The sequence below is a fragment of the Mesorhizobium temperatum genome (genome assembly GCF_002284575.1).
Classification (GTDB): domain Bacteria; phylum Pseudomonadota; class Alphaproteobacteria; order Rhizobiales; family Rhizobiaceae; genus Mesorhizobium; species Mesorhizobium temperatum.
In genome coordinates this window covers 34,339-54,690 of the sequence record NZ_NPKJ01000015.1, presented here as the reverse complement: position 1 = coordinate 54,690, position 20,352 = coordinate 34,339, and the positions used below count along the sequence as shown (strand labels likewise).

Annotated in this window: 23 protein-coding genes; 16 read left to right on the top strand and 7 right to left on the bottom strand. The window is 63.3% G+C overall.

Annotation, left to right across the window (positions count from 1 at the left end):
* Positions 1 to 49: 49 nt before the first annotated feature.
* The 5 genes from CIT26_RS03230 (at position 50) to CIT26_RS03210 (ending at position 3,219) form a co-directional block, all read left to right on the top strand.
* Complete coding sequence (locus CIT26_RS03230; protein WP_095491216.1) at positions 50 to 628, top strand: urease accessory protein UreE; 579 nt, start codon at positions 50 to 52, stop codon at positions 626 to 628.
* The gene (locus tag CIT26_RS03225) at positions 621 to 1,292 is read left to right on the top strand and encodes an urease accessory protein UreF (RefSeq protein ID WP_167391262.1); all 672 of its coding nucleotides are present in this window, start codon (positions 621 to 623) and stop codon (positions 1,290 to 1,292) included. The genes CIT26_RS03230 and CIT26_RS03225 overlap by 8 nt, the downstream gene beginning before the upstream one ends.
* Positions 1,289 to 1,729, top strand: coding sequence for a DUF3995 domain-containing protein (locus tag CIT26_RS03220; protein WP_095491214.1), 441 nt, complete (start codon positions 1,289 to 1,291; stop codon positions 1,727 to 1,729). The genes CIT26_RS03225 and CIT26_RS03220 overlap by 4 nt, the downstream gene beginning before the upstream one ends.
* Positions 1,726 to 2,367 carry an urease accessory protein UreG gene (gene ureG, locus CIT26_RS03215; RefSeq protein ID WP_095491213.1) on the top strand — a complete coding sequence of 214 codons (642 nt, stop codon included), beginning with the start codon at positions 1,726 to 1,728 and terminating at the stop codon, positions 2,365 to 2,367. The genes CIT26_RS03220 and ureG overlap by 4 nt, the downstream gene beginning before the upstream one ends.
* An 84-nt stretch (positions 2,368 to 2,451) precedes the next feature.
* Positions 2,452 to 3,219, top strand: coding sequence for a class II aldolase and adducin N-terminal domain-containing protein (locus CIT26_RS03210; protein WP_095491308.1), 768 nt, complete (start codon positions 2,452 to 2,454; stop codon positions 3,217 to 3,219).
* A 3-nt stretch (positions 3,220 to 3,222) separates the two neighbouring features.
* Here CIT26_RS03210 and CIT26_RS03205 read toward each other — a convergent pair whose 3' ends face one another.
* A complete protein-coding gene (locus CIT26_RS03205; RefSeq protein WP_095491212.1) occupies positions 3,223 to 3,855 on the bottom strand; it encodes an HAD family hydrolase in 633 nt (210 codons plus the stop codon).
* 244 nt (positions 3,856 to 4,099) lie between these two features.
* On the opposite strand from CIT26_RS03205, the gene CIT26_RS03200 reads away from it, so the two are divergent.
* Positions 4,100 to 5,056 carry a sugar-binding transcriptional regulator gene (locus CIT26_RS03200; RefSeq protein ID WP_095491211.1) on the top strand — a complete coding sequence of 319 codons (957 nt, stop codon included), beginning with the start codon at positions 4,100 to 4,102 and terminating at the stop codon, positions 5,054 to 5,056.
* Between the two features lie 21 nt (positions 5,057 to 5,077).
* Here the strand turns inward: CIT26_RS03200 and CIT26_RS03195 are convergent, their stop codons facing one another.
* A complete protein-coding gene (locus tag CIT26_RS03195) occupies positions 5,078 to 5,263 on the bottom strand; it encodes a hypothetical protein (protein WP_095491210.1) in 186 nt (61 codons plus the stop codon).
* A gap of 111 nt (positions 5,264 to 5,374) precedes the next feature.
* On the opposite strand from CIT26_RS03195, the gene gcvA reads away from it, so the two are divergent.
* The 9 genes from gcvA to CIT26_RS03150 all read left to right on the top strand — a co-directional run bounded on the left by gcvA (position 5,375) and on the right by CIT26_RS03150 (position 15,301).
* Positions 5,375 to 6,283, top strand: coding sequence for a transcriptional regulator GcvA (gcvA, locus tag CIT26_RS03190; protein ID WP_095491209.1), 909 nt, complete (start codon positions 5,375 to 5,377; stop codon positions 6,281 to 6,283).
* Positions 6,284 to 6,506: 223 nt separating this feature from the next.
* On the top strand, positions 6,507 to 7,817 hold the full coding sequence (locus tag CIT26_RS03185) for an ABC transporter substrate-binding protein (protein ID WP_095491208.1): 1,311 nt from the start codon (positions 6,507 to 6,509) through the stop codon (positions 7,815 to 7,817).
* A 136-nt stretch (positions 7,818 to 7,953) separates the two neighbouring features.
* Positions 7,954 to 8,826 (top strand): carbohydrate ABC transporter permease, encoded by an 873-nt coding sequence (locus CIT26_RS03180; RefSeq protein WP_095491207.1) that lies wholly within the window; start codon positions 7,954 to 7,956, stop codon positions 8,824 to 8,826.
* Between the two features lie 11 nt (positions 8,827 to 8,837).
* A complete protein-coding gene (locus tag CIT26_RS03175) occupies positions 8,838 to 9,662 on the top strand; it encodes a carbohydrate ABC transporter permease (protein ID WP_023801521.1) in 825 nt (274 codons plus the stop codon).
* A 51-nt stretch (positions 9,663 to 9,713) separates the two neighbouring features.
* Positions 9,714 to 10,718: an ABC transporter ATP-binding protein gene (locus CIT26_RS03170; protein WP_095491206.1), complete on the top strand. Its 1,005-nt coding sequence runs from the start codon at positions 9,714 to 9,716 to the stop codon at positions 10,716 to 10,718.
* Positions 10,715 to 11,485 (top strand): L-iditol 2-dehydrogenase, encoded by a 771-nt coding sequence (locus tag CIT26_RS03165; RefSeq protein WP_095491205.1) that lies wholly within the window; start codon positions 10,715 to 10,717, stop codon positions 11,483 to 11,485. Before CIT26_RS03170 ends, CIT26_RS03165 begins: the two co-directional genes overlap by 4 nt.
* Positions 11,486 to 11,555: 70 nt before the next feature.
* Positions 11,556 to 13,034 carry a mannitol dehydrogenase family protein gene (locus CIT26_RS03160; protein ID WP_095491204.1) on the top strand — a complete coding sequence of 493 codons (1,479 nt, stop codon included), beginning with the start codon at positions 11,556 to 11,558 and terminating at the stop codon, positions 13,032 to 13,034.
* A complete protein-coding gene (locus CIT26_RS03155) occupies positions 13,035 to 13,718 on the top strand; it encodes an HAD-IA family hydrolase (protein ID WP_095491203.1) in 684 nt (227 codons plus the stop codon).
* Entirely contained in the window at positions 13,715 to 15,301 is a 1,587-nt protein-coding gene (locus CIT26_RS03150) for an FGGY-family carbohydrate kinase (RefSeq protein ID WP_095491202.1), read from the top strand. Before CIT26_RS03155 ends, CIT26_RS03150 begins: the two co-directional genes overlap by 4 nt.
* A gap of 19 nt (positions 15,302 to 15,320) precedes the next feature.
* On the opposite strand, the gene CIT26_RS03145 is transcribed toward CIT26_RS03150, so the two are convergent.
* The gene (locus CIT26_RS03145; RefSeq protein ID WP_095491307.1) at positions 15,321 to 15,899 is read right to left on the bottom strand and encodes a histidine phosphatase family protein; all 579 of its coding nucleotides are present in this window, start codon (positions 15,897 to 15,899) and stop codon (positions 15,321 to 15,323) included.
* Positions 15,900 to 16,199: 300 nt separating this feature from the next.
* Here CIT26_RS03145 and CIT26_RS03140 point away from each other — a divergent pair, with 300 nt between their 5' ends.
* Entirely contained in the window at positions 16,200 to 17,603 is a 1,404-nt protein-coding gene (locus CIT26_RS03140) for an MATE family efflux transporter (RefSeq protein ID WP_095491201.1), read from the top strand.
* Between the two features lie 40 nt (positions 17,604 to 17,643).
* Here the strand turns inward: CIT26_RS03140 and CIT26_RS03135 are convergent, their stop codons facing one another.
* The 4 genes from CIT26_RS03135 to CIT26_RS03120 all read right to left on the bottom strand — a co-directional run bounded on the left by CIT26_RS03135 (position 17,644) and on the right by CIT26_RS03120 (position 20,339).
* Positions 17,644 to 18,009, bottom strand: coding sequence for a hypothetical protein (locus CIT26_RS03135; RefSeq protein WP_095491306.1), 366 nt, complete (start codon positions 18,007 to 18,009; stop codon positions 17,644 to 17,646).
* A gap of 192 nt (positions 18,010 to 18,201) precedes the next feature.
* Positions 18,202 to 18,849, bottom strand: a complete 648-nt coding sequence (locus CIT26_RS03130) for an amino acid ABC transporter permease (RefSeq protein WP_095491200.1) — start codon at positions 18,847 to 18,849, stop codon at positions 18,202 to 18,204.
* The gene (locus CIT26_RS03125; RefSeq protein ID WP_095491199.1) at positions 18,846 to 19,514 is read right to left on the bottom strand and encodes an amino acid ABC transporter permease; all 669 of its coding nucleotides are present in this window, start codon (positions 19,512 to 19,514) and stop codon (positions 18,846 to 18,848) included. The genes CIT26_RS03130 and CIT26_RS03125 overlap by 4 nt, the downstream gene beginning before the upstream one ends.
* Before the next feature lie 21 nt (positions 19,515 to 19,535).
* Positions 19,536 to 20,339, bottom strand: coding sequence for a transporter substrate-binding domain-containing protein (locus tag CIT26_RS03120; protein ID WP_095491198.1), 804 nt, complete (start codon positions 20,337 to 20,339; stop codon positions 19,536 to 19,538).
* Between the last annotated feature and the right edge of the window lie 13 nt (positions 20,340 to 20,352).

Below are 20,352 nucleotides of genomic sequence, written 5' to 3'. Positions count from 1 at the left end.
TGGGCCGACGGGCAAGATGGTCTAGGCTTCTTGGGAAAGGCAGATTTACATGAAGCTAGACATCCGCACCGATTTCACCAAATTCCCGCGTGCCGTCTCGGTCCTCACCGCCGGCGAAGCGGGAGCGGTCACGCCATATGACAGCGCAGTGCTTGCCCATGACGAGCGGCATCTGCGCCGCCGCGCCATCGAAACGGCCCGTAGCGACAAGGTGCTGGTCGACCTGCCCGAGCCGGTTGCCTTGAACGATGGCGACCGGCTGGTGCTGGAGGATGGCCGCCACATCGAGATCATTGCGGCCGAGGAACCGCTCTACGATATCCGTGCCAGCGGCCCTGTCCATCTGGCCGAGCTTGCCTGGCATATCGGCAACCGCCATCTGGCTGCCGCCATCGAGGCTAACCGCATCCTCATCCTGCGCGATCACGTCATCAAGGCGATGCTGGAAGGGCTGGGTGCGACCGTGAGCGACGTTTCCGAGCCGTTCAAGCCGGTGCGCGGCGCCTATTCCGGCCACGGCGGGCATGGCCACGCTCATGCCGAGGCGCATGCGCACAGCCATGCCGAGGCGCATTCCCATACTCATAGCGAGTCGCATTCCCACAGCCATTCGCACGACCATGACTGACCAGCCTTCCAACATCGCTTTGTTGCGGCTGATGGCGTGGCTGTCGCCTGCCTTCCCGGTCGGCGGCTTTTCCTACAGCCATGGTCTCGAACAAACCGTGCATGCCGGGCTGGTCGCCGACAGCGAAAGCCTCGCCGCATGGCTGGAGACGCTGGTCGAGATGGGCTCGGGCTGGAACGATGCCGTGCTGTTTGCCGAAAGCTGGCGGCGCGCCCGCCAAGCCAGTGATTTCGCCGAAATCGCCGCACTCGCCGAGGCTTTGGCCGGCTCGCGCGAGCGCCATGCCGAGACCATGCTGCAGGGCGCCGCCTTCCTGAAGGCGGCATCGGCATGGCCGTGTCAGGTGCTGGACCGTCTGCCGGCCGAGTGCCCCTATTGCGTCGCAGTCGGCGCAACTGCCGGCGGCAACGCAATTGCCCTGCAGGACGCGCTCTCCGCTTTCCTGCAGACCTTCTTTTCCAATCTCGTCCAGGCCGCGATCAGGCTCGGCGTCGTCGGCCAGACCGGCGCGACCGCGCTGCTCGCCGGCTTCGAACCGCTGGCGTTGGAAACTGCCGCTCGCGCCGCCGGTTCAACGCTTGACGATCTCGGTGGCTGCGCGTTCGTCTCGGACGTCATGGCGATGAAGCACGAGACGCAATATTCGCGGCTGTTCCGCTCATGATCATTCTCGCCTTCGCGCTCTCGCTCGTCCTGTTGCTGATCACCACGCTGCATGTCTATTGGGGCATTGGCGGCATCTGGCCGGGCAGGGACGCTGCGTCCTGCGCCCGGGCCGTCATCGGCTTTCGCGGCGTCGACGAAATGCCGGCGCCCTTCGCTTCTTTTGCTGTTGCGGCCTGCCTCGGCCTGGCGACGCTGTGGCCAATGGCGCTCGAAGGGGTCTTTGCCACGCCCTTTCCCAAGGCCGGGCTCGCCGCCACGGCGCTGCTCATCGCGCTGGTCTTCCTCGGGCGCGGCATTGCCGGCTTCACGCCCTGGTGGCGCCGGCTGGCGCCCGAACAGCCTTTCGCGCGGTTCGATGTCAGCTATTATTCGCCGCTCTGCCTGGTTGTAGGGCTCGGCTTCGCCATTCTTGCCATCACGGAGTTTTCCGCATGACACAAGCCAACGGTCCTCTTCGCATCGGCATCGGCGGCCCCGTCGGCTCCGGCAAGACGACGCTCACCGAGAAGCTCTGCAAGGCGCTGCGCGACGAGTTTTCCATCGCCGTCGTCACCAACGACATCTACACCAAGGAAGACGCCATGATGCTGGCCCGGCTTCAGGCGCTGCCCGAGGATCGCATCATCGGGGTCGAGACCGGCGGCTGCCCGCACACCGCCATCCGCGAGGACGCCTCGATCAATCTGCAGGCGATCGCCGAGATGAACAAGAAATTCCCGGACCTAGACATCGTCTTCATCGAATCCGGCGGCGACAACCTCGCAGCTACTTTCTCGCCCGACCTCGCCGATCTGACGCTTTATGTCATCTCCGTCTGCCAGGGCGAGGAGATCCCGAGGAAGGGTGGGCCGGCGATCACCCGGTCCGATTTCCTGGTCATCAACAAGAGCGATCTCGCCCCCTATGTGAACGTCGACCTCGATGTCATGGAGAGCGATGCCGCCCGCATGCGCGGCAAGCGGCCGTTCGGCTTCACCGATCTGTCGCGCGGCAGGGGTCTGCAGGAGGTGATCGATTTCATCGTCGAGCACGGCGGGCTGCGGGTCGACGCCGCCAGAAGCACTGCGGCGTAAGGCAAAGCGCTCGCCTGCACCAAACGAAACCGGTTGCGCGCATCTGCGGCGCGCGGCATCCTTGCTTCTTTCACGGAGGTTTCGATGAGCATCGCCCGCCTGCAGAAGGAAATGCTGACCAACCTGCCCTTCTACGAGGAGCGCGTCGACCTGGCTTGCGCATTCCGCTGGACGGCGCGGCTCAACATGCATGAGGCGGTGGCCAATCATTTCTCGCTGGCCGTCAACGATGACGGCTCGCAATTCCTGATGAATCCCAACCAGGTGCATTTCTCGCGCATCAAGGCGAGCGACCTGCTGCTGATCGATGCCAACGATCCCGACACGCTCTCCGGCCCGAATGCGCCCGACCCGACGGCATGGGGCCTGCATGGCGCCATCCATCGCAATGTGCGTCATGCGCGCTGCGTCATGCATGTGCACTCGATCCACGCCACGGTGCTCGCTTCGCTCGCCGACTCGACACTGCCACCGATCGACCAGAACTCGGCGATCTTCTTCAACCGCCACGTCGTCGACGGCCATTATGGCGGGCTCGCCTTTGAGGAAGAGGGCGAACGCTGCTCGCAGCTGCTCACCGATCCGAAGGTCAAGGTGATGGTCATGGGCAACCATGGCGTGCTGGTCATCGGCGATACCGTTGCCGACACCTTCAACCGCATGTTCTATTTCGAACGCGCCGCCGAGACCTACATCAAGGCGCTGTGGACCGGCCGACCGCTGCGGGTCCTGCCGGACGAAATCGCCGAGAAGGCAGCAACGGAGCAGGAAGATTACCCCGGCCAGGCCGAGCGGCACCTTTCCGAATTGAAGGCGATCCTCGACGAGCAGGAGCCGGTCTACCGGAACTGATGCCTAAAGCCCCAACTCAGCCCGCAATTCCTCGGCGCTGTTGATAATGATCGCACGGGGCGGCCCTTCCATAGGCGCCTCCGGCCAGAAGATCGTCCTCATTCCCGCCGCCAGCCCTGCCGTGGCGCCGGTCACGCTGTCGTCGACGGCCACGGCATCGGCTGGATCGACACCGGCCAGCCATGCGGCGCGCAGAAAAGGTTCGGCGTGCGGCTTGCCTTCGCGCACGTCGTTGCGGCTGATCGTCTTCATGCCGGGATAGAAAAGACCGACCATGCGCAGATTGGCGTCGACGACCAGCCGATCGGAATTGGACACCACCGCTTGCGCCACGCCAAGCGCGCGCAGCTCGTTATAGATCTCGATCGCGCCGGGGCGCGGCTTCAGCGTCTCTGCCATCGGCAGATAGTGGTCGTATTTGCGCACGATCCAGTCGTCGAAGGGCAGGTCGAGGCCGAACTCATCGCGCAGCATCTCGTAGACCGGCCATGCGGCAATGCCGAGCACCCGATCATGCAGGTTGGTTGGCGCCGCGATGCCGACGCTGTGCAGCGCCGCAATCAGCGCCGCCTCGTGCAATGGCTCGCTGTCGACCAGCGTGCCGTCCATGTCCCAGAAAACCGCTTTCGGCGTCATGCAAGGCTCCTTTGTCCGAATCCCTTAAAGGGTTTGCGTCGGGAGATAAACCGCCGCGCCTGACTGCACCGACATTGCGGGACTTCAAAAATTGCTTGGCTACAATTATGCACTCGAAGCAACACAGGCACATCGAGCGCTTACCTAAGCAATTGCTCTGGCGATAGGCAATTGCGCACAAGCGCATTCCGCCTTAAAAGTAAAGCGCCCCCGCCTCGATGCTCGGGGGCAGGGAGGCAGCAACTTGAATTCCCGGCAGGACAGCGGCAGCAATAGGCTGGACGACGCGGCGCGCGCCGGCTGGCTCTATTATGTCGCCGGCAACACGCAGGACCAGATCGCCTCGACGCTCGGCATCTCACGGCAGACGGCGCAGCGGCTGGTGTCGCTGGCGGTGTCCGAAGGGCTGATCAAGGTGCGTGTCGACCACCCGATCGCCAATTGCCTCGACCTCGCGGCCCGGCTGAAATCGCGCTTCGCGCTCGATCTGGTCGAGGTGGTGCCGAGCGATCCCGCTTCCTCCTCCACCATCGGCGTCGCCGTGGCGGCGGCTGCCGAAATCGAAAGACGGCTGCGGTCGCCGGTGCCGATCGTCATGGCGATCGGCACCGGTCGCACCCTGAAGGCGGCAATCGAGCAGCTGCCGCCGATGGAATGCCCTCAGCACAAGGTGGTGTCGCTGACCGGCAACATCTCGCCCGACGGTTCGGCCGCCTTCTACAACGTCATCTTCACCATGGCCGACAGGGTCAAGGCGCGGTCCTTCCCAATGCCGCTGCCAGTCATCGCCTCCTCGCCGGAGGAGCGCGAGATGCTGCTCAGCCAGCCGATGATCCAACCGACGCTGGCGCTTGCCGCGGAAGCCGACGTCACCTTCGTCGGCATCGGCGATCTCGGCCCCAAGGCACCGCTTTACGAGGACGGCTTCATTTCGGAGAGTGAATTGAAAGCACTGCAAAAGGCAGGCGGCGTCGCCGAGATCGTCGGCTGGGTGTTCGATCGCGAAGGCCGGATGATCGAGGGCATCACCAATGACAGGGTGTCGTCGGCATCATTGCCGTCGCGTGAAAAATCGCTGGTGATCGCGCTCGCCATGGGCGATCGGAAACTGCCGGGCATCCTTGCGGCGGTGAATCGGCGGCTGGTCAACGGTCTCATCACCGACGAGCGGACCGCCGCCGCTTTGCTGGCGGCCAGCTGATCAGGGATAAGTCCAGCAAGGCTATTTGCGCCGGCCGTAAGGATCGTTGCCATCGAGAAAACCCATGTCGCGCTGCAGCTGCGGCGGCAATTCCCTGATGTCGAGGTAAGCCCTTCTCCTGGCTCCGTGCCGTGCCAATCTACGCGCCAGTCGCAAAAACCAGCCTTGGCCTGGCGTCAAAAATAGCTTTTCCTGTACCGTGGTCATGATCGTCAGCCTTCGTTATGTCTAGACGAGAGTGATCCGTCGACCTCAAATATCGGCTGGATCGGGCCTTGCTGCCAATCAAACGTCGATCACGGCCCATAAGGAGGGCTTATGCCTGAACTCAAGTCACGGCAGGTCTCCCAGCTCCCTCCGCTTCAGGCGATCCGGGTGTTCGAGGCGGTGGCGCGGCATCTTTCCTTCACCAAGGCCGCCGCCGAGCTTGGCATGACGCAGGCGGCGGCGAGCTATCAGATCAAGCTTTTGGAGGAGCGCGTCGGGGCGCCTTTGTTCCTGCGCCGGCCAAGGCAGATCGTGCTGACCGAGGCGGGGCAACGCATGGCGCCTGCGGTCAGCGAGGCGTTCGCCCTGTTGGGTGGAGCCTATGCCGCCGCGCGCAGCGGCGCCGATGGGGTGCTCTGTGTCTCGACGCTGCTGACTTTTGCCTCGAACTGGCTGGCGCAGCATCTCGGCTCGTTCCAGGTCGCGCATCCATCGCTGGCGGTGCGCCTCGATACATCGAACCGCCTCGTCGATTTTGCCCGCGAGGATATCGACATCGCCATCCGTTCGGGCGGCGGAAACTGGCCGGGCGTGGAGGTGCACAAGCTTTTCAATGCGGACTTCACGCCGATGCTGAGCCCGAAACTCGCGGCGACCATCGGCGGGGTGAAGGAGCCGGCCGATCTGTTGCGCCTGCCAATCCTCGATCCCGGCGACATCTGGTGGCGAGACTGGTTTATCGCCGCCGGCCTGCCGGTCGAGGAACTGGCCAAGCGCCCCGGCTCCAGCATGGGGGCGCAGGCCTATGAGGCAAACGCCGCGATCGCCGGGCAAGGCGTGGCGATCGTGACGGCCGCTCTCTTCAAGGCCGAGCTTGCCGATGGCCGCCTGATCCAGCCTTTCGATCTGGTCGGCGACGACGGCCACGCCTATTGGCTGGTCTATCCCCAGGCGCGGCGCAATGTGCCGAAGATCCGCGCTTTTCGCGAATGGATCCTGGCCGAGATTGCCGGCCAATAGGTCGGCAATTTATCTAATCAAATGGGCGCCGAAATCCGACATTTCGCGGGCCGAGACCCCATCCTAGCCGGCTTGAAATATCCCCGTAAGCCTCCGGAACCGGATGCCGCACGAGCTTTCGTGCTGCGCTGCAGCAACGAATCCGGCTTGACATAAATCACGCGAAGTGAGTAATTGCTCACAACCAAGGCAAATGCTCATCTTGGTCTATGGGAGGAATTTGATGAAACTTCGCACGCTCAGCCTGGGTCTGTTGTCGGCCAGCACCCTTGCGTTCGCCGCGCATGCCGAATCCATCACCATCGCCACCGTCAACAATGGCGATATGGTCCGCATGCAGACGCTGACCGACGACTTCACCGCCAAGAATCCCGATATCCAGCTCCAGTGGGTCACGCTCGAGGAGAACGTGCTGCGCGAGCGCGTCACCACTGACATCGCCACCAAGGGCGGCCAGTACGACGTGATGACCATCGGCACCTACGAGGTTCCGATCTGGGCCAAGCAGAGCTGGCTGCTGCCGCTCGACAAGCTCGGCGACGACTATGACGTCAAGGACATCATCCCGGCCATCGCTAACGGCCTCTCGGTCGATGGCAAGCTTTATGCGGCACCGTTCTACGGCGAAAGCTCCTTCGTCATGTACCGCAAGGACCTGATGGAGAAGGCCGGGCTGACCATGCCCGACGCGCCGACCTGGGACTTCATCAAGCAGGCCGCCGAGAAGATGACCGATCGCGCCAATGGCGTGAACGGCGTCTGCCTGCGCGGCAAGGCCGGCTGGGGCGAGAACATGGCCTTCCTGACCGCCATGTCGAACTCCTTCGGCGCACGCTGGTTCGATGAGAACTGGAAGCCGCAATTCGACCAGCCCGAGTGGAAGAACACGCTGCAGTTCTATGTCGACCTGATGAAGGCCAATGGCCCGGAGGGCGCATCTTCGAACGGCTTCAACGAAAACCTGGCGCTGTTCCAGCAGGGCAAGTGCGGCATGTGGATAGACGCCACCGTCGCTGCCTCCTTCGTCTCAGACCCGAAGAACTCCACGGTCGCCGACAAGGTCGGTTATGCGCTGGCGCCCGACAATGGCTTGGGCAAGCGCGGCAACTGGCTGTGGGCGTGGTCGCTGGCCATTCCCGCCGGCACGCAGAAGGCTGACGCCGCTCAGAAGTTCGTATCCTGGGCAACCAGCAAGGACTATCTCGAGCTCGTCGCATCGAAGGAAGGCTGGGCCAATGTTCCGCCCGGAACGCGCTCCTCGCTCTACGCCAACCCCGAATACCAGAAGGCGGCGCCCTTCGCCAAGATGACGCTGGACTCGATCAACGCCGCCGACCCGACGCATCCGACCGTCAAGCCGGTGCCCTATGTCGGTGTCCAGTTCGTCGCCATCCCTGAGTTCCAGGGTCTTGGCACCACCGTCGGCCAGCTGTTCTCGGCGGCACTCGCCGGCCAGACCAGTGTCGACGACGCCTTGAAGCAGGCCCAGGATGCTGCCACCGCGACGATGACCGAGGGTGGTTATATCCAGTAGGCTCCTCCCGGTGGCGAACGCCGGCTGCCCATCATGGCCGGCCCCCACCTTGACCAGCAGGGGGCCGCCCGAATCCCAGTTCGGGCGGCCACCTTCAAACTCTGAAAATTTGGCTGACCTTTGAAGGGTGACCGTCATGGCTACTCAGCAGACCCGTTCGCTTGCCCGCTTCATGATGGCGCCATCCGTGGTGCTGCTGTTCGTCTGGATGATCGTGCCGCTGGCATTCACCTTGTGGTTCTCCTTCCAGCAGTACAACCCGCTCAACCCGATCCGCGACGGGTTCGTCGGCTTCTCGAATTACGCCCTTTTTTATTCCAATCCGGCATTCCTGCAGTCGATCCTCAACACGCTTATCCTCGTGGCCAGCGTGCTTTTGATCACGGTGATCGGCGGCATCCTGCTGGCGCTGCTGATCGATCAGCCGATGTGGGGACAGGGCATCGTTCGCATCCTCGTGATCTCGCCGTTCTTCGTCATGCCGCCGGTGGCCGCACTGGTCTGGAAGAACATGATCATGCACCCGCAATACGGCGTCTTTGCCGACATTGCGCGCTTCTTCGGCGGGCAGCCGATCGACTGGTTTGGCCAATATCCCATGCTGGCGATCATCATCATCGTCGCCTGGCAGTGGCTGCCGTTTGCGACATTGATCCTCTTGACGTCCCTGCAGTCGCTCGATGGCGAGCAGAAGGAAGCCGCCGAGATGGACGGCGCCGGCTTCATCAGCCGCTTCATCTATTTGACGCTGCCGCACATGTCGCGCGCCATCACCGTCGTTATCCTGATCCAGACGATCTTCCTTCTGTCGGTCTATGCCGAGATCCTCGTCACCACCAATGGCGGCCCGGGCTACGCCTCCACCAACCTGCCCTTCCTCGTGTACCAGAAGGCACTGCTGGAGTTCAAAATCGGCCAGGCATCCGCCGGCGGTATCATCGCCGTCATTCTCGCCAACATCGTCGCCTTCTTCGCCATGCGCGCGGTCGGCAAGAACCTGGACAAATAAGGGAGGAAACGATGGCACGTGCAGTCAGCACCCAGCACAAGACGATCGCGACCGCGGCCGCCTGGATCGTCGCCCTGCTGATCTTCTTCCCGATCCTCTATACGATCATCACGTCGTTCAAATCGGAGCAGGAGGCCATCCAAGGCTTCAACCTGTTTCCGTCGGGAACCACGGAGAGCTATACCGCAGTCGAGGCGCAGAGCGGCTACTTCAAGTTCTTCCTCAACTCGGTGTTCCTGTCGGTCGGCTCGACCATCCTGGCTTTGCTCGTCGCCATACCGGCGGCATGGTCGATGGCGTTCTCGCCGGGCAAGTGGACCAAGGACATCCTGATGTGGATGCTTTCCACCAAGATGATGCCGGCGGTTGCCGTGCTGTTCCCGATCTACCTGATCTTCCGCGACACAGGATTGCTCGACAGCCGCATCGGCCTGATGATCATGCTGATGCTGATCAACCTGCCGATCGTGGTGTGGATGCTCTACACCTACTTCCGCGAAATCCCGGGCGAAATCCTGGAAGCGGCGCGCATGGATGGCGCATCGCTCTGGAACGAGATCGTCTATGTGCTGACGCCGATGGCGGTGCCGGGCATCGCCTCGACGATGCTGCTCAACATCATCCTGGCATGGAACGAGGCGTTCTGGACGATCCGGCTGACCACCACCGAGGCCGCCCCGCTCACCGCTTTCATCAGTTCCTTCTCAAGCCCTCAAGGGTTGTTCTGGGCCAAGCTTTCGGCCGCCTCGACACTGGCGATCGCGCCGATCCTGATCATGGGTTGGTTCAGCCAGAAGCAGCTGGTGCGCGGCCTGACATTTGGCGCCGTGAAGTAACATCGACGCAAGCGATGTACGACGGACAATAACCCCTCGGGGGAGGAAACCATGGGAAACATCACGCTCAAGCACGTCTCCAAGTCGTTCGGGTCGACGGTCATCATTCCGGGTATCGACCTGGTCATCGAGAACGGCGAGTTCGTCGTCTTCGTCGGCCCGTCGGGCTGCGGCAAGTCCACGCTGTTGCGGCTGATCGCCGGGCTGGAGGACACCACCGCCGGCACCATCAACATCGACGGCCGCGACGTCACCGGCGAGGCGCCGGCCAAGCGCAAACTGGCCATGGTGTTTCAGTCCTATGCGCTCTACCCGCACATGACCGTGGCCAAGAACATCGCCTTCCCGCTGAAGATGGCGGGGGAGGACCAGGCGACCATCGATCGGAAGGTCAAGGACGCGGCGCGAATCCTGAACCTCACCAACTATCTCGATCGCCGCCCCGGCCAGCTCTCCGGCGGTCAGCGCCAGCGCGTCGCCATCGGCCGCGCCATCGTGCGCCAGCCATCGGCCTTCCTGTTCGACGAACCTTTGTCCAACCTCGACGCAGCACTGCGCGGCACCATGCGGCTGGAGATCAGCGAGCTACATCATCAGCTCAAGACGACGATGATCTACGTCACCCACGACCAGGTCGAGGCGATGACCATGGCCGACAAGATCGTCGTGCTCAATGCCGGCAACATCGAACAGGTCGGCTCGCCGATGGAGCTCTACAAGACGCCGAAGAACCTGTTCGTCGCCGGCTTCATCGGTTCGCCCAAGATGAACCTGATCGAAGGTGGGCCGGCGGCCAAACATGGCGCCAAGACCGTCGGCATCCGTCCCGAGCATATGAACATCTCGAAGACTTCAGGCGAATGGAAAGCCACGGTCGGCGTCGCCGAGCATCTCGGCTCCGACACGTTTTTGCACGTTCAAGCCGACGGCGTCGGACCGCTGACGGTGCGCGCCGACGGCGAACTGGCCGCCCATCACGGTGACACGATCTATCTGACGCCGGACAAGACCAAGCTGCACCGCTTCGGCGCCGACGGAAAGGCGATGATGCAATGAGGCTCGAGGGTAAATCGGCGCTGATCACCGGATCGGCGCGCGGCATCGGCAGGGCGTTCGCCGAAGCCTATGTCCGCGAGGGCGCCACGGTGGCCATCGGTGACATCAATCTCGAAGCTGCGGAAAAGACCGCGTCGGAGATCGGCGGCAACGCTTATGCCGTGAAACTGGATGTCACCGACCTCGCTTCGATCGAGGCGGCGGTCAAGGCGGTCGAGACAAGCACCGGCGGACTGGACATTCTGATCAACAACGCCGCTCTGTTCGACCTGGCGCCGATCGTCGAGATCAGCAAGGCGAGCTACGACAGGCTGTTTTCCGTCAATGTCGCCGGCACGCTGTTCATGCTGCAGGCCGCCGCCCGCTCGATGATCGCCCACGGCAAGGGCGGCAAGATCATCAACATGGCGAGCCAGGCCGGGCGCCGCGGCGAGGCCCTGGTTGCCGTCTATTGTGCCACCAAGGCTGCCGTCATCTCACTCACCCAGTCGGCGGGACTCGACCTGATCAAGCACCGCATCAACGTCAACGCCATCGCGCCGGGCGTCGTCGACGGCGAGCACTGGGACCATGTCGATGCCCTGTTCGCCAAGTACGAAAACCGGCCGAAGGGCGAAAAGAAGAGACTGGTCGGCGAGGCCGTGCCCTATGGCCGGATGGGCACGGCGCAAGACCTCACCGGCATGGCGGTGTTCCTGGCCAGCGACGACGCCGAATACATCGTCGCCCAGACCTACAATGTCGATGGCGGCCAGTGGATGAGTTGAGGGGGCGAAGGCGCTCTTCTCCCCGTCTCCTCCACGGGGGGAAGAGCCGTCCCGCTAAAGGGTAAAGCAGATGACCGTGAAACTCTCTTCTTCCATCCTCGCCAAGCTTCCGCCTGAGGTCGCCGGTCCGAAATATGATCGCGCGGCGCTCAAGGCCGGTATCGTCCATTTCGGCGTCGGCAACTTCCATCGCTCGCATCAGGCCGTCTATCTAGATGACCTGTTCAATGCGGGCCTCGGCCACGACTGGGCAATTGTCGGCGCCGGCGTCTTCGAGGGCGAAAAGGTCGGCCGCGGCAAGTTGCAGGAACAGGACTGGCTGACCACCGTGGTCGAGCAGGATTCTGGCCACATGAGCGCCCGCGTCACCGGTGTCATGATCGACTTCCTGATGCCGGGCGCCGCGGCCGCGATCATAGAACGGCTTGCCGACCCCGCGATAAGGATCGTTTCGCTGACCATAACCGAGGGCGGCTACTTCATCGATCCGGCGTCGGGCGTGTTCAACCCAACCCATCCCGACATTGTCGCCGATGCTGAGCCAGGGGCGACGCCCAAAACCGTGTTCGGCATCATTCTTGCCGGGCTGTTGCGCCGCCGCGACGACGGCATTGTGCCCTTCACAATCATGTCCTGCGACAACATCCCCCACAACGGCCATGTCACCTCCGATGGCGTCATCGGTCTCGCGCGGCTGATAGACGAGGATCTGGCGAACTGGGTGAGCGAGGAAGTCGCCTTTCCCAACGGGATGGTCGACCGCATCACGCCGGCCACCACCGACCGCGAGCGTGGCATTCTCTCGAGCGAATTCGGTCTCGACGACAACTGGCCGGTGTTCTGCGAGCCGTTCAGGCAATGGGTGCTGGAGGATCGTTTCACCGACGGACGGCCGCCGCTGGAAAAGGTCGGCGTACAGTTCGTCAGCGATGTCGCGCCCTATGAACTGATGAAGATCCGCATCCTCAATGGCGGTCATGCGACCATCGCCTATCCCGCTGGGCTGATGGACATCCATTTCGTCCACGAGGCGATGCAGGAGCCGCTGGTGCGCGGCTTTCTCGACAGACTGGAGCACGAAGAGATCATCCCGACCGTGCCGCCGGTGCCGGACACCGTGCTGGAGGATTATTACCGGCTCATCGAGCACCGCTTCTCCAATCCGAAGATTGGCGACACCATCCGCAGGCTTTGCCTCGACGGCTCCAACCGGCAGCCGAAATTCATCATCCCGACCATCGCCGACCGGCTGAAGGCCGGCAAGGGCGTCGCCGGCCTGGCGCTGGAATCGGCACTCTGGTGCCGCTACTGCTTCGGCACGACCGATAGCGGCGCCGTCATCGAACCCAACGATCCGAGCTGGGACCGGCTGCAGACGACCGCCAGGGCGGCAAAGGATGCGCCTGCCGCCTGGCTGGCCATGGAAGACATCTATGGCGATGTCGGCCGCTCGGCGCCGTTCGTCGAGGCCTTTGCCAATGCGCTCAAGGCGCTCTGGGCCGATGGCGCGCGTACGACGCTGACGCGCTACCTCGCCGGCAATCTCTGAATGGCGCCTGAACTGGTCATTTTCGACTGCGACGGCGTGCTGGTTGATAGCGAGGGGCTGTCGGTTTCGGCGCTGCTTAGCATGATCACGCTCGCCGGCGGCAGTGTCAGCGAGGACGCCGCCTATGAGCATTTCCTCGGCAAGAGCATGAAAAGCGTCCGCGAAATCCTCGGCCGCGACTTCGGACTTGATATCACCGACCAGCATCTGAGCGAGATGCGCGTCGAGCTGATGCGCAAATTTCGCGAGGAGCTGAAACCGATCCCCGGGATCGGGCAGGTTCTGCCGAGGCTCGCCATGCCATGCTGCGTTGCTTCCTCCGGCACGCTGGACCGCATCCGTTGTGCGCTCGACGTGACCGGGCTGCTCGGGCTGCTCGAGCCGCATCTGTTCAGCGCCGCCATGGTGGCGCGAGGCAAGCCGGCGCCGGACCTTTTTCTCCACGCAGCCGCCAACATGGGGGCGATCCCGCAAAATTGTATCGTCGTCGAGGACAGCCCCGCCGGCGTCGCGGCGGCACGGGCGGCGGGCATGCGCGTCCTTGCTTTCACCGGCGGCTCGCACGCCGGCAACCCGGCACTGAAAGCGCGGCTTGCGTCGAGTGAACCGGACTTTATATTCGCTGACATGCTGCAATTGCCCGATCTGATTGCAGGCCTGGGAGCGAGAGCAAGAACACCTTGACGAACAGTTTCGTTTGCGCGGTCGATGTCGGCACCGGGAGCGCCCGTGCGGGCATTCTCGACACCGGAGGCACCTTGCTCGGTCGCGCCGAGCACCCGATCGTCATGAACCGGCCGAAGGCCGACCACGCCGAGCACGATTCGCAGGATATCTGGTCGGCGGTCTGCATTGCGGTGCGGGCCGCCCGCGAAAAGGCCGGTGTGGCAGCGGAGGACATTGTCGGCATCTCCTTCGACGCCACCTGCTCGCTGGTGGTGCGGGGCAAGGATGGTGGCCAGCTCAGCGTCTCGGTGTCAGGCGAAAGGCGCTGGGACACCGTCGTTTGGCTCGATCACCGCGCCATTGCCGAGGCCGATGAATGCACCGAAAGCCGCCACGCCGTGCTCGACTATATCGGCGGCGTCATGTCGCCGGAAATGGAGACGCCGAAGCTGATGTGGCTGAAGCGCAACCTGCCCGGAACATGGAACGAAGCCGGCTATCTATTCGACCTCACCGACTTTCTGACATGGAAGGCAACCGGTTCGCTCGCCCGCTCGCAATGTACGCTGACCGCCAAATGGACCTATCTGGCGCATGAAGAGACCGGCTGGCGGCACGACTTCTTCGACGCGGTCGGGCTCGGCGATCTTTTCGAGCATGGCAATCTGCCTGACAAGGCCAGCCCGGTGGGCGCCGATATCGGCCGGCTGAGTGCGGAAGCTGCGGGTGAGCTTGGCCTTACCGAAAAATGCCGGGTCGGCGCCGGCGTCATTGACGCCTATGCCGGCGCGCTCGGCGTGCTCGGCGGTTTTGCCGGCGACGAAACCAACATCGGCCGGCATCTGGCGTTGATCGCCGGCACCTCGAGCTGCGTCATGGCGATGTCGCCCGACCCGCAACCCTTTGCCGGCGTCTGGGGCCCGTATTATGGCGCGGCGCTTCCCCGGCTTTGGCTGTCGGAAGGCGGCCAATCGGCCACCGGCGCGCTGCTCGACCATATCATCCGCTGGCATGGCGCCGGCGGGGAGCCGGACGCCGCCATGCACGCCAGGATCGCCCGGCGCGTTGCCGAGTTGCGCGCCGTCGAGGGCGAGAACCTTGCGGCAAGGCTGCATGTGCTGCCGGATTTCCACGGCAACCGCTCGCCACTCGCCGATCCGCATGCCGTCGGCGTCATCAGCGGACTGACGCTGGAGTCCTCCTTCGACAGCCTGTGCAAGCTGTATTGGCGCACCGCCGTCGCCATCGCGCTTGGCGTACGCCATGTGCTGGAAGCCCTGAACGAGAACGGCTATCTGATCGACACGCTGCATGTCACCGGCGGTCACACCAAGAACGCGCTGTTGATGGAGCTTTATGCCGACGCCACCGGCTGCACGGTGGTCGAGCCGCTGGCCGACGAGGCGGTCCTGCTCGGCACCGGCATGATCGCCGCCACCGCGGCCGGGCTTTTTCCCGATTTGAACGCCGCTTGCGTCGCCATGCAGCAAGGCGGCAAGACGCGAGAGCCCAATTCGGCGGCCGCCGGCCGGTTCGACCGCGACTACCGCGTGTTTTTAGAGATGCATCGGCAGAGGCAGGCGCTGGACGAAATCAGATAAGCTCGAATGGCTTGTGCTGCTATCTCTGGTTCCATCGCCGGATAATTGGTTCGCCAAGGTCGTGCTCATAGCCGAGCACGCTTGTGCTGGCGGTATCCAGGACGAACAGGGCGCCATCTTGCGGCGGCAGGCCGAGCCATCGCGCGGCCAGGACCCGCAGGAAATGCGAGCTTGAAAACACCAGGACATTGTCGTTGACGCCACGCAGTTCATTGACAATCCGATCCGCCCTCGCGCCGACATCCTCTGCCGCCTCGCCGTCAGGGCAGCCGTCGCGAAACAGACGCCAGCCGGGACGCTGGACAAGGATCTGCTTCGTGGTCAGGCCCTCGTAAGCGCCGTAATCCCATTCCGCCAGATCGGCCTTCTTCACGCCGGCCGAACCGAAGCCGGCCAGCGTACAAGTCTTGAAGGCGCGCTGCGACGGGCTCGACCAGACAGCCTGGAACGAAAGGCCCTGGAACCGTTCAGCGACCCGCCCGGCGGCCTCCTCGCCGGCCGGCGTCAACGGTATGTCGGTCAGGCCGGTATGCTTTCCGGATGCGCTCCATTCCGTCTCGCCATGCCGAACCAGGTAGATTTCGGGAAACGCGCTCATCCTCATGCCTTTCGATGGATTCGATATGCTGCCCGCTCTTCAGATCGGCGAATGACGCAACCATAGCGGCTTCTACGCTCTCTCCAAACAGGCGGGCCAAACAGGAGGGGCAAATAGGCGGATGAGACCGTACGCCTTGCTGGCTCAACGCTTCCCTTGAGCCAGCCCCTTGCCATGGCTGCCCATTTCGTAGACAAGCCGTGCGGTTAATGCGGAATCCGGGCCGATCACGGCCATTTTCCGCGCTGAGACGCGGCTTCCGGCTTTTTGCCGACGCGCCGCAATCGGATAGGCGACAAAATGTCTGCGATCGAAGCCGGCGCTCGCGCGCCGGAAAACCTTTGGCGTCAGGAAATCAGGGCGACGCTGGCGCTCGCCTGGCCGATGGTGCTCACCAATCTCGGCCAGACCGCGATGACCGCCACCGATGTCATGATGATGGGGCGGCTGGGTCCGGACACATTGGCCAGCGGCGCGCTCGGGGCCAACCTCTATTTCATGCCGCTGATCTTCGGGCTTGGCCTGATGCTGGCGACCTCGCCGATGATCGCCACGGAACTCGGCCGCCGTCGTCACTCCGTGCGCGATCTGCGCCGCACCGTGCGGCAGGGCCTGTGGCTGGCGATCCTCATCTCAATCCCGATCTGGATTTTTCTCTGGTACGGTGAGGCTGTGTTGCTGGCCATGGGCCAGGAGCCGGCGCTGGCGCATCAGGCCGGCATCTACCTGCGCTGGCTCGAATGGGCGGTGCTGCCCTTCTACGGCTATATCGTCCTGCGCTCGTTCATCTCGGCGCTGGAGCGGCCGGGTTGGGCGCTGGTCATCGTCTTCGTTGCCGTCGCCTGCAACGTTTTCTTTAACTGGGTGTTCATGTTCGGCAATCTCGGCGCCCCTTCGATGGGCATCGCCGGCTCGGGCCTCGCCACCACGCTGTCCAGCACGCTGATGTTCGCCGGCATGGCGGCTGTGGTGATGCTTGAGCCGAAGTTTCGCCGTTATCAGCTGTTCGGGCGCTTCTGGCGGGCCGACTGGCCACGCTTTAAGGGCCTGCTGCGGCTCGGCCTGCCGATCGCCGGCCTCCTCGCCTTCGAGGTGACGATCTTCAACGCCGCAGCCCTTCTCATGGGCCTGATCGACGCGGCCTCGCTCGCGGCGCATGCCATCGCCATCCAGATCGCCTCGGTCAGCTTCATGGTGCCGCTCGGCCTCAACCAGGCGGCGACGGTGCGCGTCGGGCTCGCTCATGGCGCCGGCAACCCGGAAGGGGTTTCCCGCGCCGGCTGGACCGCCTTTGTCATCGGCGTGTCGTTCATGGCGCTGATGGGGTTGGTGATGATCCTGTGGCCGCAGCTGCTGATCAGCGCCTTCATCAATCTCGGTGACCCGGCCAATGCCAGGGTGATCGGGCTCGCGGTGTCGTTCCTGGCCTTTGCCGCGCTGTTCCAGATTTTCGACGGCGCGCAGGCCGTGGCGGCCGGCATGCTGCGCGGCCTGCACGACACCAAGGTGCCGATGATCTATGCGGCGATCGGCTATTGGGGCATCGGCCTGCCGCTCGGCGTGCTGCTCGCCTTCTATTCCGGGCTCGACGGCGTCGGCATCTGGATCGGCCTGTCATTGGGGCTGGCGGTGGTAGCGGCGCTGCTTCTGGGGCGCTGGCTGCGGCGCGACAGGATCGCGCCGCCGCTTTCCTTTGGGCATTGATGAAAGCGGCTTCGTCACGAGGAGGGCAGGGTAGTTACGTCTATGGATATTTCGTCCGATTTGCACTCGCGGCCTGGGGGCTAAAATCGCTTTGCAACTCCTTTGGCAGTGGAAGACTTGAGCACCGCAGGTGCACCTCGCGGGCGAACAATTTTCGTTGCTTCTGCTGGTGCTCCTTGATGGCTGCTGCGAGCCCCAACCCGTACGGGCCAAGAAAGACGCCGGTTCCCCAGCCCGGCTGCTTTTTTTCGCGAGCGTCGTAGTCCGAAGCCTCCATGCGGGCTTGCCGGCATTCCGGCGACGCCCATTTCCGGTCTTGCTTCGAAAGCGACGCTCCATAGTCGACCGGAGAGGTCGCGCATCCAGCCGCTGTCGCGGCCAACGCGACGAACATTGCAATTCTCATCCCCAAGCCCTTGATAAAGCATTGTGAGAGTACACAGAACTCTTCTTCCAACAAGGAGATAGCTCCGAAGAGGCAGACGGAAACACGGTTATCGTCACCAATCGTTTTTCACAACGCGGAACCGGATAATCCCCCAATGACTGCTTTTGACCCAAAAGAAGGCATTCGAACGCTAAGCGCAGAGGCAGCTTGCTAGTTTGTAGTCGCCCGTCGTTCAAGCGAGCGTGCATATTGCGTCAGCGGGAAGCACATGAGGAAGAAGATCAGCGCCACCAGCCCGTAGACGGTGAAGGGCTCGAAGGTCGCGTTGTTGATCGCGTTCGATGTCCTGACCAGTTCCTCGAAACCGATGATCGAGGTCAGCGCGGTCGACTTGATCAGCTGCACCAGGAAACCGACGGTCGGGGCGCGGGTGATCGAAAACGCTTGCGGCAGGATGATCAGCCTCAGTTCCTGCAGGTAGTGGAGGCCGAGGCTGGCACCGGCGTCCCACTGGCCACGTGGCAGCGCATCGACGCCGCCGCGCCAGATTTCAGCCAGATAGGCACTGGCGAAGAAGGTGAGGCCGAGCGCAGCCGCGGTCCAAGGCTCGATGCGCAAGCCCAGCATCGGCAGGCCGAAGAACATCAGGAAGAGCTGCATGAGCAGCGGCGTTCCCTGGAAAAGCGCGATGTAGCCCGACGCAAGGCGCCGCGCCCATTTATTCTTGGCGATCCTGACGAACAGCACGACCATGCCGACCACACCGCCGCCGACGAAGGCCGCCAGCGACAGAAGCACCGTCCAGCGCGCGGCGAGCAGAAGGTTGCGGACGATATCCCAGAAGGTGAATTCGATCATGACACGCCGGCTCCCAGCGCGCGGCGGCCGCCGCTGACCAGCAGCCGGCGCAGCCCCATCGACAGGACGAGATAGACGATCGTCACCACGAAATAGGTCTCGAAAGCACGGAAGGTGCGCGCCTGCAGCATGTCGGCCTCGTAGGTCAGTTCGCGCACCGCGATCTGCGACACCACGGCCGACTCCAGCATCATGATGATGATCTGGCTGGTCAGCGCCGGAAAGATCACCTTGAGCGCCTGCGGCAGCACGATCTTGACGAACACCTGGCGCAGCCGGAGGCCAAGCGCCAGTGCTGCTTCCGTCTGTCCGCGCGGCACCGCATCGAGCCCGGCGCCGACGATCTCGATCGTGTAGGCCGCCATGTTGAGCGTCATTGCCAACATGGCGGCCAGCAGCGGATCGAGCCTTATGCCGATGCTGGGCAGTCCGAAGAAGATGAAGAACAGCTGCACCAGGAACGGCGTGTTCCTGATAACCTCGACATAGACGCCGATCGCCCGCTTGAGCAGCAGGGGGCCGTTTCGCCGCCCTGCCGCACCGAGGATGCTGAGGAATGTTCCCGCGAGCGTGGTCACGGCGATCAACAGGATCGTCATGGCCGCCCCGCGCGCGATTGCACCTGTCGCATCGGCAAGCCAGCCGAAGTCGAGGCTGTAGCCCATGATAGGTCCTTACCCCGGAGATCAATCCTTGAGGTTGTCGGGATTGAGCGGTGTTTTGAGCCAGGCTTTCGAGCTTTCGTCCAGCTTGCCGTCGGCCAGCATCTTGGCGACCGCGTCGTTGACCGCTTGCTTCAGGCGGTCCTCGTTCTTGTTGAGGCCGATATGTGAGGGCGAGGTGAGAAGCTGGAACTTCTGTTCCGGCTTCAGTGCCTCCTGGCGGGCGAGCACCTGGGCGCCGACATCGTTGCCGACGACCATCAGCTGGGTCTGACCCGAGATGAAGGCCTGGATGACGGAGTTGTAGTTGTCGAAACGGCGGATGTCGGCCGAGGCGGGTGCTGCCTCGGTCAGCGACGTGTCCTCCAGCGTGCCGCGGTTGACGGCGATCGACTTGTCGGCGAGGTCGTCCTTGCCTTCGACCTTGAGCGCGGCCGGGCCGATGACGGCGATATAATAGGGCGCGTAGGCGGCGGCGAAATCGATCACCTGCTCGCGTTCCTTGGAGTAGCCGACGCTCATCAGGATATCGACGCGCTTGTCGGTAAGATACGGGATGCGGTTCTGGCCGGTGACGCTGACCAGGTTGAGCTTGACCTTGAGCTGGTCGGCGATGAACTGCGCCACGTCGATGTCATAACCCTTGATGCTCATATCGGCACTGGCCGAGGAGAAGGGCGGAAAGTCGGAGAAAATGCCGACATTGATGGCGCCGGCCTTGGTGATGTCGTCGACCGCGTCGGCATTGGCGGCCTGGGTGGCAAGGCCAAGGCCGCCGAGCATCAGCACGGCGGCGAGGGATGATTTGAGCTTCATGTGAAATGTCATTGTCGTTCCCCTG

Coding starts and splice junctions, on each gene's coding strand:
- CIT26_RS03230 (WP_095491216.1), top strand. CDS start 50: ATGAAGCTAGACATCCGCACCGATTTCACCAAATTCCCGCGTGCCGTC.
- CIT26_RS03225 (WP_167391262.1), top strand. CDS start 621: ATGACTGACCAGCCTTCCAACATCGCTTTGTTGCGGCTGATGGCGTGG.
- CIT26_RS03220 (WP_095491214.1), top strand. CDS start 1,289: ATGATCATTCTCGCCTTCGCGCTCTCGCTCGTCCTGTTGCTGATCACC.
- ureG (WP_095491213.1), top strand. CDS start 1,726: ATGACACAAGCCAACGGTCCTCTTCGCATCGGCATCGGCGGCCCCGTC.
- CIT26_RS03210 (WP_095491308.1), top strand. CDS start 2,452: ATGAGCATCGCCCGCCTGCAGAAGGAAATGCTGACCAACCTGCCCTTC.
- CIT26_RS03205 (WP_095491212.1), bottom strand. CDS start 3,855: ATGACGCCGAAAGCGGTTTTCTGGGACATGGACGGCACGCTGGTCGAC.
- CIT26_RS03195 (WP_095491210.1), bottom strand. CDS start 5,263: ATGACCACGGTACAGGAAAAGCTATTTTTGACGCCAGGCCAAGGCTGG.
- gcvA (WP_095491209.1), top strand. CDS start 5,375: ATGCCTGAACTCAAGTCACGGCAGGTCTCCCAGCTCCCTCCGCTTCAG.
- CIT26_RS03185 (WP_095491208.1), top strand. CDS start 6,507: ATGAAACTTCGCACGCTCAGCCTGGGTCTGTTGTCGGCCAGCACCCTT.
- CIT26_RS03180 (WP_095491207.1), top strand. CDS start 7,954: ATGGCTACTCAGCAGACCCGTTCGCTTGCCCGCTTCATGATGGCGCCA.
- CIT26_RS03175 (WP_023801521.1), top strand. CDS start 8,838: ATGGCACGTGCAGTCAGCACCCAGCACAAGACGATCGCGACCGCGGCC.
- CIT26_RS03170 (WP_095491206.1), top strand. CDS start 9,714: ATGGGAAACATCACGCTCAAGCACGTCTCCAAGTCGTTCGGGTCGACG.
- CIT26_RS03165 (WP_095491205.1), top strand. CDS start 10,715: ATGAGGCTCGAGGGTAAATCGGCGCTGATCACCGGATCGGCGCGCGGC.
- CIT26_RS03160 (WP_095491204.1), top strand. CDS start 11,556: ATGACCGTGAAACTCTCTTCTTCCATCCTCGCCAAGCTTCCGCCTGAG.
- CIT26_RS03155 (WP_095491203.1), top strand. CDS start 13,035: ATGGCGCCTGAACTGGTCATTTTCGACTGCGACGGCGTGCTGGTTGAT.
- CIT26_RS03145 (WP_095491307.1), bottom strand. CDS start 15,899: ATGAGCGCGTTTCCCGAAATCTACCTGGTTCGGCATGGCGAGACGGAA.
- CIT26_RS03140 (WP_095491201.1), top strand. CDS start 16,200: ATGTCTGCGATCGAAGCCGGCGCTCGCGCGCCGGAAAACCTTTGGCGT.
- CIT26_RS03135 (WP_095491306.1), bottom strand. CDS start 18,009: ATGAGAATTGCAATGTTCGTCGCGTTGGCCGCGACAGCGGCTGGATGC.
- CIT26_RS03130 (WP_095491200.1), bottom strand. CDS start 18,849: ATGATCGAATTCACCTTCTGGGATATCGTCCGCAACCTTCTGCTCGCC.
- CIT26_RS03125 (WP_095491199.1), bottom strand. CDS start 19,514: ATGGGCTACAGCCTCGACTTCGGCTGGCTTGCCGATGCGACAGGTGCA.
- CIT26_RS03120 (WP_095491198.1), bottom strand. CDS start 20,339: ATGACATTTCACATGAAGCTCAAATCATCCCTCGCCGCCGTGCTGATG.